This is a genomic window from Dorea sp. OM07-5, assembly GCF_003481355.1.
Taxonomy (GTDB): domain Bacteria; phylum Bacillota; class Clostridia; order Lachnospirales; family Lachnospiraceae; genus Dorea_D; species Dorea_D hominis.
Genome location: NZ_QUKZ01000009.1, coordinates 51,792 through 63,581 on the forward strand (window position 1 = coordinate 51,792; position 11,790 = coordinate 63,581).

General features: G+C 40.8%; 15 protein-coding genes. 14 read left to right on the forward strand and 1 reads right to left on the reverse strand.

Annotation, left to right across the window (positions count from 1 at the left end):
* Nucleotides 1–580: 580 nt before the first annotated feature.
* The 6 genes from DXC04_RS10085 to DXC04_RS10110 all read left to right on the forward strand — a co-directional run bounded on the left by DXC04_RS10085 (nucleotide 581) and on the right by DXC04_RS10110 (nucleotide 7,133).
* Complete coding sequence (locus tag DXC04_RS10085) at nucleotides 581–3,631, forward strand: VaFE repeat-containing surface-anchored protein (RefSeq protein WP_118660941.1); 3,051 nt, start codon at nucleotides 581–583, stop codon at nucleotides 3,629–3,631.
* A 177-nt stretch (nucleotides 3,632–3,808) separates the two neighbouring features.
* Complete coding sequence (locus DXC04_RS10090; RefSeq protein WP_005334875.1) at nucleotides 3,809–4,132, forward strand: YdcP family protein; 324 nt, start codon at nucleotides 3,809–3,811, stop codon at nucleotides 4,130–4,132.
* A gap of 15 nt (nucleotides 4,133–4,147) precedes the next feature.
* Nucleotides 4,148–4,531 carry a YdcP family protein gene (locus tag DXC04_RS10095; protein WP_118324635.1) on the forward strand — a complete coding sequence of 128 codons (384 nt, stop codon included), beginning with the start codon at nucleotides 4,148–4,150 and terminating at the stop codon, nucleotides 4,529–4,531.
* An 88-nt stretch (nucleotides 4,532–4,619) separates the two neighbouring features.
* A complete protein-coding gene (locus tag DXC04_RS10100) occupies nucleotides 4,620–5,147 on the forward strand; it encodes a DUF3592 domain-containing protein (RefSeq protein WP_117819228.1) in 528 nt (175 codons plus the stop codon).
* 95 nt (nucleotides 5,148–5,242) lie between these two features.
* Complete coding sequence (locus DXC04_RS15710) at nucleotides 5,243–5,638, forward strand: DUF6483 family protein (protein WP_008704173.1); 396 nt, start codon at nucleotides 5,243–5,245, stop codon at nucleotides 5,636–5,638.
* A gap of 103 nt (nucleotides 5,639–5,741) precedes the next feature.
* Nucleotides 5,742–7,133: an FtsK/SpoIIIE domain-containing protein gene (locus DXC04_RS10110; protein ID WP_118001316.1), complete on the forward strand. Its 1,392-nt coding sequence runs from the start codon at nucleotides 5,742–5,744 to the stop codon at nucleotides 7,131–7,133.
* Here DXC04_RS10110 and DXC04_RS10115 read toward each other — a convergent pair.
* Complete coding sequence (locus DXC04_RS10115; RefSeq protein WP_005334884.1) at nucleotides 7,125–7,325, reverse strand: helix-turn-helix domain-containing protein; 201 nt, start codon at nucleotides 7,323–7,325, stop codon at nucleotides 7,125–7,127. The two genes, DXC04_RS10110 and DXC04_RS10115, sit on opposite strands and share 9 nt — an antisense overlap.
* Nucleotides 7,326–7,432: 107 nt before the next feature.
* Here DXC04_RS10115 and DXC04_RS10120 point away from each other — a divergent pair, with 107 nt between their 5' ends.
* The 8 genes from DXC04_RS10120 to DXC04_RS10155 all read left to right on the forward strand — a co-directional run bounded on the left by DXC04_RS10120 (nucleotide 7,433) and on the right by DXC04_RS10155 (nucleotide 11,778).
* Complete coding sequence (locus DXC04_RS10120; protein WP_118324637.1) at nucleotides 7,433–7,846, forward strand: hypothetical protein; 414 nt, start codon at nucleotides 7,433–7,435, stop codon at nucleotides 7,844–7,846.
* 219 nt (nucleotides 7,847–8,065) lie between these two features.
* Nucleotides 8,066–9,298, forward strand: coding sequence for a MobT family relaxase (mobT, locus tag DXC04_RS10125; RefSeq protein WP_117980761.1), 1,233 nt, complete (start codon nucleotides 8,066–8,068; stop codon nucleotides 9,296–9,298).
* A 3-nt stretch (nucleotides 9,299–9,301) separates the two neighbouring features.
* Nucleotides 9,302–9,436, forward strand: coding sequence for a DUF3789 domain-containing protein (locus tag DXC04_RS10130; RefSeq protein WP_005611092.1), 135 nt, complete (start codon nucleotides 9,302–9,304; stop codon nucleotides 9,434–9,436).
* On the forward strand, nucleotides 9,433–9,654 hold the full coding sequence (locus DXC04_RS10135; protein WP_004844214.1) for a hypothetical protein: 222 nt from the start codon (nucleotides 9,433–9,435) through the stop codon (nucleotides 9,652–9,654). The genes DXC04_RS10130 and DXC04_RS10135 overlap by 4 nt, the downstream gene beginning before the upstream one ends.
* Before the next feature lie 89 nt (nucleotides 9,655–9,743).
* Nucleotides 9,744–10,271, forward strand: coding sequence for a YcxB family protein (locus DXC04_RS10140; RefSeq protein ID WP_005334889.1), 528 nt, complete (start codon nucleotides 9,744–9,746; stop codon nucleotides 10,269–10,271).
* Nucleotides 10,272–10,354: 83 nt separating this feature from the next.
* On the forward strand, nucleotides 10,355–10,846 hold the full coding sequence (locus DXC04_RS10145; protein WP_117458681.1) for an antirestriction protein ArdA: 492 nt from the start codon (nucleotides 10,355–10,357) through the stop codon (nucleotides 10,844–10,846).
* 15 nt (nucleotides 10,847–10,861) lie between these two features.
* A complete protein-coding gene (locus tag DXC04_RS10150; protein WP_117458680.1) occupies nucleotides 10,862–11,257 on the forward strand; it encodes a hypothetical protein in 396 nt (131 codons plus the stop codon).
* A gap of 17 nt (nucleotides 11,258–11,274) precedes the next feature.
* Nucleotides 11,275–11,778, forward strand: coding sequence for an antirestriction protein ArdA (locus tag DXC04_RS10155; RefSeq protein ID WP_055158607.1), 504 nt, complete (start codon nucleotides 11,275–11,277; stop codon nucleotides 11,776–11,778).
* The last annotated feature ends 12 nt before the right edge of the window (nucleotides 11,779–11,790 follow it).

An 11,790-nucleotide genomic window follows, 5' to 3' on the forward strand; every position in this document is an offset into this window, starting at 1 on the left:
TAGCAGAGAGGGCATTTTCATTAGCAAAATAGCGAAAATCCTGCTAATTTTTATTAGCAAGTCGTTCACCTGAAAGGCGGACGACATTCGTCCTAATTTCCATTAGCTGACGGAGATTTTGCTAATGAAAATCTGTGAATTTTACGATTTTTCACTTTTTCCGTAAAAATGAAAAAACGCCGGAAACCCTTGATTTTACTGGGTTTTCCGGCGGAGTTTTTGGCGTTCCCGAGGTGATTCGAACACCCGACCTACCGCTTAGGAGTTCCCTGTGGCGGTTAGTATGTAGTAGTTCGATTATCCTGTAAGTGACGTTTAACGCCCAAAAAAGCAGAAAAGGGGCTTGCACAACGACTCTGTTAATAAACTCTAATATTCAATTATATCCTTTAGAGTGTTAGCAGGCTGTTAGCAAACCAACCACTTTTTCGGGATTTACTGATAATTTGTTACAATCGTATTTAAAATCATTTATCACATGGAAACAAGATACCCGTTAGGTTGAATTTAATTAAGTTAAAGGCGTTCAATAAATGAGCGTCTTTTTTCATACCCAAAATCGAAAGGAGAAAGAGAAAATATGAATAAGCTAGTAAAGCGATTGCTGACAGGAACGCTTGCTTTTGCAACCATTCTTACGGCATTACCAGTGACGGCGGTTCATGCTTCCGGCAATCAATACTGGACAGAATCAGCAGAACGTGTCGGCTACATTGAACACGTTATGAATGACGGTTCTATCAAATCTACATTCAATGAGGGACACATGAAAGTTGAGGGCGAAACTGCCTACTGTGTGGACATCAATACCAGTTTTAAGAATGGATATAAAACACGTTCTGACGCAAGCACTCGTATGAGTAGCGATCAAATTGCGGACGTTGCTCTTTCCTTAGAGTACGTCAAGCAATATACCGCTTCTCATACGAACTTGAATTACAAACAGGGATACTTGCTGGAACAGTGTGTTGTCTGGCAGAGATTGAGTGAACAGCTCGGCTGGCAGTGCGATAACGTCAGAGCTTCCTATAATGAAATTTCACAGGCGGTACAGAATGAAGTGTACGCTGGTGCGAAAGCATTTGTGAAAGCAAACAAGGGACGTTATGAATGTGGCGGTTACATTTATACTGGCGAAGGACAGGACATCGGACAGTTCTGGGCGAAGTTAAATGTGGGAAATGCAAAGGTCAAAAAGACTTCTTCCAATCCCACGGTCACAGATGGAAATGCCAACTATTCCTTTGAGGGTGCGACATTTGGTGTCTATTCTGATAAGGGCTGTAACAGCCAGCTTGCCACACTTACTGCCGATGGAAACGGCGATACCAAAGAAGTTGAGGTAAAAGCCGGAACAGTTTACATCAAAGAACTTTCTGCTCCAAAGGGTTACAAGCTGGATTCTACTGTCCATGCCTTAAATGTGGAAGTTGGAAAAACAGCGACATTAACTGTTGCTGACACTCCAAAGGTCACAGAGACTTTGATTGATTTATTCAAAATTGACATGGAAACAGGAAAATCCACTCCACAGGGAAATGCATCTTTAGAGGGTGCAGAGTTCACATGGAGCTATTATGACGGTTACTACAATGCAGACAATCTTCCTGCAAAGGCTACCCGTACATGGACAACCAAAACCGTTGCCGAAAAAGACAGTGACGGAACTATCCATTATGTATCCAGACTTGCCGACAGCTACAAAGTATCCGGCGACAGCTTCTATACACAGGACGGTAAGAATGTACTGTCACTTGGTACACTCACTGTCACAGAAACGAAAGCACCAAACGGCTACTTATTAGATGGTGCATATATGCAGGCTGACGGAAGTTCTGAACAGATTAAGGGAACATACCTTACACAGATTTCCGAAGATGGCGAACTTGCCGTACTTTCTGGAAGCAACCAGTATTCCGTATCTGACAAGGTTATCCGTGGCGGTGTAAAAATCCAGAAACGTGACCTTGAAACAAAGGATACCAAAGCACAAGGAAGTGCAACCTTACAGTACACAGAGTTCAACATCATTTCCTTAAATGACAGTCCTGTACTGGTTGAGGGAAAACTATACAACAAGAATGAAACTGTCAAGAAGATTCAGACAGGCATTGATGGAATTGCTTCTACTTCTGCTGATTTACTCCCTTACGGAAATTACAGATTAGAAGAAAGCAAAGCACCAGAGGGCTACTTGACAGACGGTGCAAAAACAATCGACTTTTCTATCACGGAAGATGGAAAAATCGTGGACTTGACCGACAAATCTCACTCTGTCTACAACCAGATTAAACGTGGCGATATTGAGGGTGTAAAAATCGGTGCAGGTACACACAAACGTCTTGCAGGTGTTCCATTCAGAATTACAAGCAAGACAACGGGAGAATCTCATATTGTAGTTACTGACAACAACGGTCAGTTCTCCACTGCTTCAAGCTGGGCTTCCCATAAGGTCAATACTAATGCCGGAAAATCCAGTGAGGACGGTGTATGGTTTGGGACATCTGAACCAGACGACAGCAAAGGTGCATTACTTTATGATACCTATGTGATTGAGGAATTAAAGTGTGATTCCAACGCCGGATTTAAGCTGATTCCAGCTTTTGAGGTGGTCGTATCCAGAAATAAAGTGACCGTAGATTTAGGGACACTGACCGATGAATACGAAAAAGAAATCACAATCCATACCACAGCTACCGACAAGAAAACAGGTAAAAAAATGATTGTTGCCGGAAAAGACATCAAGATCGTGGACAAAGTTACACTTGATGGCTTGGAAACAGGCAGAAAATATAAACTTTCCGGCTGGCAGATGTTAAAGGAAGAAAACGCCGAACTTCTGATTGACGGGAAACGTGTAGACAGTGATTATACTTTCACTGCTGACAGCGAAAAAATGACGTTTGAGATTACTTACAGTTTTGACGGTTCAGCTCTTGGCGGTCAGAATCTTGTTACTTTTGAGGAATTGTACGATATAAGCAATCCGAAAGAGCCTGTCAAGGTTGCCGAACATAAAGACATCAACGATGATGGACAGACTGTTCTTATCACAGAACGTATCATCAAAATCCATACGACCGCTACGGACAAGAACGGCAAGAAAGAAATCGAAGCCGGAAAAGATGTAACGATTGTGGATAAAGTCACATTAGATGGGCTGGAAGTTGGAACAAAATATAAACTTTCCGGCTGGCAGATGTTAAAGGAAGAAAACGCCGAACTTCTGATTGATGGAAAGAAAGTATCCAATGATTATGAGTTTACAGCCGACAATGAAAAAATGACAGTTGAGATTGCATTTACCTTTGATGGCTCTTCTCTTGGTGGCAAGAGCCTTGTCACATTTGAGGAATTATACGATATGACTAATCCAGACGAACCAAAGAAAGTGACAGAACATAAGGACATCACAGACGATGGACAGACTGTGACAATCAAGGAAGTGCCGGAAGTCCCAGACACACCAAAGGATACTGACACACCGTATACACCATCTACAGTTAAGACAAGTGACAGCCCAAAAACAGGCGACAATACCAATATCTATGCTTACCTTGCCATGCTCGGTCTTTCCTGCGTAGGGCTTGGCGGTATGCTTTACTTCAAACGCCGTAGAAAGAAATCATAAGGCGGTAATGTAGCGGTTGGTAGAGCGTTCAAGGTCGCCACCCTTTTTGCAACTTCACGCTCCCGTGAAGCTCTGATTTACGGGGGCGTGAAGTCCACTAGGGGCGTGGGGAGTGTAGCTCCCCACAAAGTACAGCAGGAAAGAAACTAAAACAGAAAGAAAAGAGGTCAATTATTTATGGAATTAAGATTTGTCGTACCAAACATGGAAAAGACATTCGGAAACTTGGAGTTTGCCGGAGAAAATACTACGGAACAACAGAGAATCAACGGGCGTATGGCTGTCATTACCAGAAGCTACAACCTGTATTCCGATGTGCAGAGAGCCGATGATGTAGTTGTGACACTTCCTGCCAAAGCTGGCGAAAAGCATTTCTCGCCAGAGCAGAAAGTAAAACTTATCAACCCACGAATCACTACTGATGGCTATAAAATCGGAGAACGTGGATTTGTCAATTACATCTTACTTGCAGACGATATGTTACCAGCAGAAAATAAATAAGGGGGTATTCAGATTATGAGATTAGCAAATGGAATCGTCATTGATAAAGAAAAGACTTTCGGAGTGTTGAAGTTCTCCGCATTACGCCGTGAGGTTCATGTACAGAATGAAGATGGAACGGTTAGTGAAGAAATCAAGGAACGTACTTACGATTTGAAATGTAACACACAAGGACGTATGATACAGGTATCCGTTCCGGCGACTGTTCCGTTAAAGGACTATGACTACAACGCCGAAGTGGAACTTATCAACCCTGTTGCAGATACGGTAGCCAATGCGAATTACCGTGGTGCAGATGTGGACTGGTATGTAAAGGCAGATGACATTGTTCCGAAGAACAAAGGCACTCATGCCGGAAATCCACAGAACAATGTTTCACAGCAACCGCCGAAGAAATAAGTTTGTAACTAATGGATTTTCATTGTATTGTTCAAATGGGGTTGATATAATATAAAAAAATCAAATCGGAATTTGAGGTGATGAAACTATGGCTGAAATACAAATTGCATGGTTAGAATTGATGACAGTTGGAGGTCTTGGTGTAATATTAGTTCTACTAGGAGTTACTTTCAATATCATTGTAAAAAGACAGAATAAATTGTGTACAAAAAAGACAGACGGTATTGTTAAACAATATGGGTTTCCTGGAAATGGAAGAGTGTACCCAATCGTTGAGTACTTTGTGAATGGAACTTGTTATAAAGCAAAGAAAAAATTTCGAGGAATTATAACAACGCAACTATCAGGAGTACCTGTACCGATGAAATCAGAAGTCTATGAAGATGAAAAAGGATGGCTACATGTAAAAACTGGAGCTATTGCAAATTTACGTCAATTTGCAGAGCAGTTGTGGCCTATCAACAGTAAGATGACAGTTTATTATAATCCAAACAATCCTAAAAAGTGTTATGTTGATAGACCAATTTCAAAAAGTTTTACTTCCATGATGTTTATCATAATGGGGACAGTAACAATACTCTCGAGTGTACTGGTATTCTTTTTGATGCAGTTATAAATTGCAAAAGATAATTGCTAATCAGACAACTTCAAGTTTTATAAGTTAGCTTATATGTTCCAAACAATTAAACCAACATTTAAGGAGATGGGAAAATGAATTTTACCGATGAAAAAGATTACATCATGCGAATGATAAAAGAAATGGTGAGAGTATTATTTTCATTAGCCTTTGGGAAAAAGTATGTTTCTGTTGAACTTGAAAAAGAAAACAAGTATGAAGTATCGGGAAAAAATTTGAAAATTTTTCTTAATATGATTGATTTAGGACAGATTAACGAAGCAGAGAACATACTTTTAGATAGCATTGACTATACAAACAAAAACGAAGTAATGGCGGTGGCTCTTTTTTATCAGTACCTTAGTGAAAAAGATAATCAGTTTTTGGAAAACAACAATTATACAAAAGAAGAAGTGCTTTCTGGTTTCAAACAATTACTTATGAAATCGGGATATAGCGATTTGCTTTATTTGCTCAAATATGATGAGTAATACAGAATTAAAAAATCAGCCTTTATAATTTTATATTTATATTCACAAAGCAGTTAGTCTACATGATTAACTGCTTTTCTTACGTCCAAAGAAAGGAGTTTATATGAAAGTATGGAAAAACTCTAAAGGTAACAGGATTCGTGCCAGTGACAAATCACTGGTCTATCATTTCTGTATCGGCTGGTTGTTGCTCCTGTTCGTTGCGGTATTCCTGCTACTGAACCTGCGACAGCTCCTTGTTACCAACTGGAAAGATTTTAACCTGCTCCATGCCGGAATCACATGGACTGCCTACAATTCCATTACGGTTCTGATAGCGACTGGTGTTTGTGCATTGGTCGTTTTTCTCTACTACCGTTACGGATATGACCGTATCAAGCGGTTGTTACACCGACAAAAACTGGCTCGTATGGTGCTGGAAAATAAATGGTATGAAGCGGAAAACACCAAAGACAGCGGTTTTTTCACTGACCTGCAAAGCAGATCAAGAGAAAAAATCGTGTGGTTTCCGAAAATCTATTATCAGATGGACAATGGATTGTTGCATATTTTGTGTGAAATCACAATGGGAAAATATCAAGAACAGCTCCTGTCCTTAGAGGATAAGCTGGAATCGGGGCTGTACTGTGAACTTACTGACAAAACACTGCATGACGGATACATCGAATACACCCTGCTCTATGATATGATAGCGAACCGTATTTCGATTGATGAAGTGATTGCCGAAAATGGTGGTCTGCGGTTAATGAAAAATTTGGTGTGGGAATACGATTCACTTCCCCATGCCCTTATCTGCGGTGGTACAGGTGGTGGAAAGACATATTTTCTATTGACCATCATTGAAGCCCTGCTTAGAACCAATGCGGATTTATACATTCTTGACCCGAAGAACGCTGACCTTGCAGACTTGGGAACGGTCATGGGAAATGTCTACCACACGAAAGACGATATGATTGACTGCGTCAATGCCTTTTATGAGAGCATGGTCACACGCTCGGAAGAAATGAAACTGCACCCGAACTACCGTACAGGGGAAAACTATGCCTATCTGGGGCTTGCTCCACAGTTCCTTATCTTTGATGAATATGTGGCGTTCTTGGAAATGCTCACGACAAAGGAAAGCACTGCCCTGTTAAGCCAGTTAAAGAAAATCGTCATGCTTGGCAGACAGGCTGGATACTTTCTGATTGTAGCTTGCCAGCGTCCAGACGCAAAGTATTTCGGGGACGGTATCAGAGATAACTTTAATTTCCGTGTGGGGCTCGGTCGCATGAGTGAACTCGGCTACGGTATGCTCTTTGGAAGTGATGTGAAAAAGCAGTTTTTCCAGAAGCAAATCAAAGGGCGTGGATACTGTGATGTGGGAACAAGCGTCATATCGGAATTTTACACTCCCCTTGTACCCAAAGGCTATGATTTCTTAGGTACGATTGGGGAACTTGCAGAAAGGAGAACAGAAAAAAAGGCTCTGGAACAATCCGAAGCCTTACTTTAATTTCAAGATGTCATTAGGTGTGCAGTCCAGATATTCACACAACTTTGCTAAGATGGAGAAGTCGATTCTGGTTACTTTATTTTTGCAGTAGTTGTTGAGCTGTGTCCTTTGTAAATTACAGGCTTCACAGACTTTGTTTTTACTGATATTCTTTTCTTTGAGAAGATTTTCTAAATCCATGTATACTGTCATTTTTGTTTACCTCGTCTTTTAATCAAATTATAAATATAGCTGTATTGAAAAATAAGCTGTTTTGCTCTACACTTGTACTGTAATACAGGTGTACGGAGGAAATTAAAATGATAAGAAAACGGACAATAATTATAGTAATCACTATACTTCTGCTCTTGGCAGGAATCCTGTTTTACCTGCAATGGGGACGACAGATGGACGTATCTTCTTCGTCTGGCTCTGGCTCTGATAACCATTATGAGCTACGGGTGTCGGTCATACTCAACACTTTGGTCGTGACCGATCAACAGAAATGTGCGGAACAAATATTTGAAAAATGCAGGGACAACTCTTTTCACAGTGTCCGTTTCAGTTATGATATTCAGATTCCCCACGCACTTTCTGTTACGGTCTACAAGAACCAGAAAGACGCTGAATCCGGCAACTCGGCATTTCGCTTTTCCTATCGGCAGGAGAAGCAGATAGACGGCACATACAATATTGTGGACAATCCAGAAAAATTTACTCTGGAAATGGACTGATTGCACACATAAGGCAGGACGGACAGGTGGCGTGCGGAGCGAAAGCCACAGGTACGGACTAGCCTTGCTGGTGTGGCGGTAGCCACGCCAGCAGACAATAGCCCCTCGGTATCTAACAGAGGGGCACAAATCACAAGGAAACATACACAAAAGTTACCGATTCTTAGCTGAAATCAAGCGTTTGGTAGCTTTTTTTACTGCTGTGACATCGGATAAAAAATGTCACAGTTTTTTCGTAAAGGGGGTATCGCACTGAATGATACAGAGTGGATACAGGATTTTGCAGACAAACGTTTGCAGTACGGTGTATCCCAGACGAAACTTGCGGTCATGGCTGGAATCAGCCGTGAACATTTAAGCCGTATCGAATCCAGCAAGGTGGCGGTCACAGAAGAAATGAAAGTGAAACTTTTGGAAGCTCTGGAAAAATTCAATCCAGAAGCACCGCTTACCATGCTGTTTGATTATGTGAGGATACGGTTTCCGACACTGGATATTGGACACATCATTAAGGACATCTTACAGCTCAATATCCAGTACATGATACATGAGGACTTCGGGCATTACAGCTACACGGAACACTACTACATTGGAGATATTTTCGTATATACTTCCCCCGATGAAGAAAAAGGTGTCCTGCTGGAACTGAAAGGAAAAGGCTGTCGCCAGTTTGAAAGTTATCTGCTGGCACAGGAACGGAGCTGGTATGACTTCCTTATGGACGCTCTGGTGGACGGCGGTGTGATGAAACGTCTTGACCTTGCCATCAATGACCATACGGGAATGTTAGATATTCCAGAACTGACCGAAAAATGCCGGAATGAGGAATGTGTATCGGTGTTCCGTTCCTTTAAGTCCTATGCTTCCGGCGAACTGGTCAAGCATGAGGAACAGGACAAGGCTGGTATGGGGTATACGCTTTATATCGGCTCATTGAAAAGTGAGGTGTACTTCTGTGTTTATGAAAAAAGCTATGAGCAGTACATCAAACTTGGGATTCCCATTGAGGAAGCACCGATAAAAAACAGATTTGAAATACGGTTAAAAAATGAACGTGCTTATTATGCTGTCCGTGACCTGCTGACTTACTATGACGCTGAACGGACGGCATTTTCTATTATCAACCGTTATGTACGCTTTGTGGATAAGGAAGCAGACAAGAAACGGAGCGACTGGAAATTATCTGTCCGCTGGGCGTGGTTCATCGGGGAAAACAGAGAGCCGTTAAAGCTCACGACCAAACCCGAACCTTACACACTGGACAGAACCCTACGCTGGATTCAACGGCAGGTTGACCCGACACTCAAAATGCTGGAAACAATCACAGCGAAAACAGGGATTGATTATCTGAAAGAAATCCGTAAATCCACGAAACTGACGGAAAAGCACTACAAGATAATCGAACAACAGACCACATCAACCGAAGATGTAATTTTAGAAAAGGAGAATTGAAAAATGCAACGATTATTATTTGACTTCCTGTTCTTCTCTTTAGGTGGAACAGTTGGCGTGATTGCCATGTGTATTTTACAGGCTGGCAGACAGTCTGACCGAAAAATGATGGAACTGAAAGGAGAAAAGAAAGCATGAATTTTGGACAGAACCTTTATAACTGGTTTTTAAGCAACGCACAGAGCCTTGTGCTGATGGCGATTGTTGTTATCGGAATCTACTTGGGATTCAAGCGTGAGTTTTCCAAACTTATCGGATTCTTGGTAGTTGCCTTAGTCGCCGTTGGTCTTGTATTCAATGCGTCCGGCGTAAAAGACGTATTGTTACAGTTATTTAATAAGATTATTGGAGCGTAAAATTAAGAATCCCACATTTTGAACACAAACTTGTGGTAATATGTGGTAATATACTAATATCATTAAAATGTTTAAAGGAGATTCTTATTATGGTTAGATACAGTATTGAAATCGGACAGCAAGAACAAGATATTTTAAAAGAAATCGTTTTAGCCAGTGATAAAAATGTAAAGAAACGTAAATTTGCAACAGGGTTATCGTCTGTGATGGCTGTCATAATGTTAATATATACGATTCTTTGTTTTATGAATAGTCGTATTGGATATGGTATTATTGGATTATTATTTTCGGTTTTCTTTATCTGGATTATCATAAACGGAGCTAACACATTTCAGAAAAAAGTAATAAATATTGTTCATTCAAAGATGGATAATAAATTGACTTCGGGAAAACGTGAATATTGTTTTGATACCGATGGTATTACAGTTAGTTCTGATATCGGTAACGGGACTAATCATTGGAACGCCTTTAAATGTTGGGGGATTTTCAGAAATTACATATATATCAGAACAATAAAAAATGAAATGGTTCTTGTTAATCAAAATGATTTGTCTGAAAATGATGTAAAAGAGTTAAAATCCCTTTTGAGTCAGAATTTAAAAGAAGAAACGCTTTAATATTGTTTTAGAGTTAAGCAGTCTTTCAGTTATGATCGACTGCTTTTTTCATACTCAAAATTAGAAGAAAGGACTGAATTACGATGGAAGAATGTAGCGTATTGATTGAAACGACCAAATCAGCAGAGGATAAAACCTCTCGCTGGTTTGATTTACCCATTGATTATGAGCTGTTCCGTGACCTGCTCGGCGTGAAAGCTGACAGCAATGATTATCAGATTATAGATATGAAGCTCCCCTTTGCTGGCGACATTGTAAGGACAACTTCTGTCAGACGATTAAACAAGCTATACTTTGCTTACACGGATTTATCGCCAGAAGTTCAGCAGGCATACAAAGAGTTGATTCCTTATTGTGGCGGTGTAGAGGATTTATTGCAGAAATCAGAAGAATTTCTGTTTTATCCAGAGTGTCACAACATCATGGACGTTGCCCGCTACCGCTTGGAGCATAACATTGAATTTTCTGCTCTCTCCGAAAAGGGAAAGAAATATTTTAATCTGGAAGCCTACGCCCATGAACTGGACGAAAAAGGACGTTATGCTGTCTGCAATAATGGAATGTTTAAACTTTGACAGGTGGTATTGCTTATGGCAGAAATGAAAGTATTTGTTATCAATCTTGATGAACAGGAAAAAGATACAGGCTGTGCATGGTTTACACTTCCCTGCAACATAGAAGCATTAAAACAATCCATTGGCTTACCGCCGGACAGTGACCGTTATCTTATCAGTGATTATGATTTTCCTTTTGAAATCCTGCAAGATACAGACCTTGACCTGTTAAACAATGTCTGCCTTGCAATTTCGGAGAGTGAAATTCCACCCGAAGATATACCTGCAATTCAAAGAGAATGGTTTTCAAATCTGCAAGAGCTGGAAGCCGGACTTGGCAGTATTACATACCATCGGAACTGTTCAGATATGAAAAAAACATCAGAACATTTCTTATGTGTGCATGGCAGATTTTATGAATACAATGAGTGAAAGGAAGTGAACCGCTTATGATTGATGATATGCAAGTCTATATAGCCAATCTTGGCAAGTACAATGAGGGAGAACTGGTCGGGGACTGGTTCTCTTTTCCGTTGGACGAAGAAGTGATTGCAGAACGTATCGGCTTAAATGCAGAGTACGAAGAATACGCAATCCACGATACGGACAACTTCCCTATGGAGATTAGCGAATATACTTCCATCGAAGAACTGAACCGTATCTATGAGCAGTTGGAAGAATTACCAGACTACCTGCTGGACGACTTGGACAGTTTTGTATCCTATTATGGCAGTCTGGAAGAACTGGTGGAGCATAAAGACGACATCATTCTGTATTCCGGCTGTGAAACGATGACCGATTTAGCCTACTATCTGATTGATGAAGAACAGGTACTCGGAGAAATCCCGTCCTCTTTACAGAACTATATCGACTACGAAGCCTACGGGCGTGACCTCGATATAGAGGGGACATTTATTGCAACAAACGCTGGTATCTGTGAGGTACTGCGTTAAGGGCTGGCAGAT

Excerpts from the sequence above, each read along its gene's own strand:
- DXC04_RS10085 (WP_118660941.1), top strand. The coding sequence starts at position 581 with ATGAATAAGCTAGTAAAGCGATTGCTGACAGGAACGCTTGCTTTTGCA.
- DXC04_RS10090 (WP_005334875.1), top strand. The coding sequence starts at position 3,809 with ATGGAATTAAGATTTGTCGTACCAAACATGGAAAAGACATTCGGAAAC.
- DXC04_RS10095 (WP_118324635.1), top strand. The coding sequence starts at position 4,148 with ATGAGATTAGCAAATGGAATCGTCATTGATAAAGAAAAGACTTTCGGA.
- DXC04_RS10100 (WP_117819228.1), top strand. The coding sequence starts at position 4,620 with ATGGCTGAAATACAAATTGCATGGTTAGAATTGATGACAGTTGGAGGT.
- DXC04_RS15710 (WP_008704173.1), top strand. The coding sequence starts at position 5,243 with ATGAATTTTACCGATGAAAAAGATTACATCATGCGAATGATAAAAGAA.
- DXC04_RS10110 (WP_118001316.1), top strand. The coding sequence starts at position 5,742 with ATGAAAGTATGGAAAAACTCTAAAGGTAACAGGATTCGTGCCAGTGAC.
- DXC04_RS10115 (WP_005334884.1), bottom strand. The coding sequence starts at position 7,325 with ATGACAGTATACATGGATTTAGAAAATCTTCTCAAAGAAAAGAATATC.
- DXC04_RS10120 (WP_118324637.1), top strand. The coding sequence starts at position 7,433 with ATGATAAGAAAACGGACAATAATTATAGTAATCACTATACTTCTGCTC.
- mobT (WP_117980761.1), top strand. The coding sequence starts at position 8,066 with ATGTCACAGTTTTTTCGTAAAGGGGGTATCGCACTGAATGATACAGAG.
- DXC04_RS10130 (WP_005611092.1), top strand. The coding sequence starts at position 9,302 with ATGCAACGATTATTATTTGACTTCCTGTTCTTCTCTTTAGGTGGAACA.
- DXC04_RS10135 (WP_004844214.1), top strand. The coding sequence starts at position 9,433 with ATGAATTTTGGACAGAACCTTTATAACTGGTTTTTAAGCAACGCACAG.
- DXC04_RS10140 (WP_005334889.1), top strand. The coding sequence starts at position 9,744 with ATGGTTAGATACAGTATTGAAATCGGACAGCAAGAACAAGATATTTTA.
- DXC04_RS10145 (WP_117458681.1), top strand. The coding sequence starts at position 10,355 with ATGGAAGAATGTAGCGTATTGATTGAAACGACCAAATCAGCAGAGGAT.
- DXC04_RS10150 (WP_117458680.1), top strand. The coding sequence starts at position 10,862 with ATGGCAGAAATGAAAGTATTTGTTATCAATCTTGATGAACAGGAAAAA.
- DXC04_RS10155 (WP_055158607.1), top strand. The coding sequence starts at position 11,275 with ATGATTGATGATATGCAAGTCTATATAGCCAATCTTGGCAAGTACAAT.